General features: G+C 67.6%; 1 protein-coding gene. It reads left to right on the plus strand.

The genetic code is table 11. The features are described from left to right. Positions 1–133 precede the first annotated feature (133 nt). Positions 134–661 (plus strand): GNAT family N-acetyltransferase, encoded by a 528-nt coding sequence (locus QRO91_RS22445; RefSeq protein WP_049430922.1) that lies wholly within the window; start codon positions 134–136, stop codon positions 659–661. Positions 662–940 lie beyond the last annotated feature (279 nt).

Raw genomic sequence — 940 nt, forward strand, 5'->3', positions numbered from 1 at the left:
AACGCCCCTGCATGGCCCACCCGCCCCACCTTTGACAGTTTCCTGCCGCGTCCAACCACGGAAAAGAAAAAAGAAAATCAAAAGCAACAGCCGGGGGTGAGGCAGAATCGGGGTTTCGGCTGGAGGTCTGCCTGTGCAACCGATCGAGAGTGAACGCCTGCGCCTGCGCCGCATCGAGCCCGACCGCGACGCGGCGCCGATGCTGACCCTGCTCAACGATCCCGGCTTCCTGCGCTTCATCGGCGACCGCAACGTGCGCAGCGAGGAACAGGCGCGCGAGTACATCGCGCTGCGCGTGCTGCACAGCTATGCGTTGAACGGGTTCGGCATGTACGCCATCGAGCGCCTGTCCGACGGCGCTTGGCTGGGCAACGCCGGGCTGGTGCGGCGCGATGGCCTGCCGGGGCCGGACATCGGCTATGCCGTGCTGTCGGAATTTGCCGGGCAGGGGTATGCCGGTGAGGCGGCGCGGGCAGTGTTCGCGCACGCCCGTGGCGCGCTGGGCCTGCAGGATCTGTATGGCATTACTGATCTGGACAACGTGGTGTCCGGGAAGATCCTGCTGGGCCTGGGCATGCAGGAGCGCGGGGTGATCCAGCTGCCGGGCGTGGACAGCCCGAGCCGCTTTTATGCCACGCCGGGTGCGGCAGAGGTCGGGTAGTGCCGGCAGCTGGCCGGCAACTCGAGGTGGCGATGGGGTCAGAGCCCGCACTGCGGGATCCGACCCCGGTGGGCTGATCGTGGTGGGGGGGCCCCCGGTGCGCGCCCCCCCCCCACCCCCCCCCCCTGTTCCCCCCCGTTCCTGCGCACCCGGCCCCGCCCGAGGAACGAGTGCGCCAACCCTGGGCCCGCCCGGGTGGGCGCGTTCCTTTTCAAACCCGCACCTGTGGCTACTTAGCGCCAACCCCCGCGCCAAACAATAAAAAAAAAAAAACATAAT

It is taken from the genome of Stenotrophomonas maltophilia group sp. Smal32, from assembly GCF_030237085.1.
In the GTDB taxonomy this organism is placed as follows: domain Bacteria; phylum Pseudomonadota; class Gammaproteobacteria; order Xanthomonadales; family Xanthomonadaceae; genus Stenotrophomonas; species Stenotrophomonas maltophilia_Q.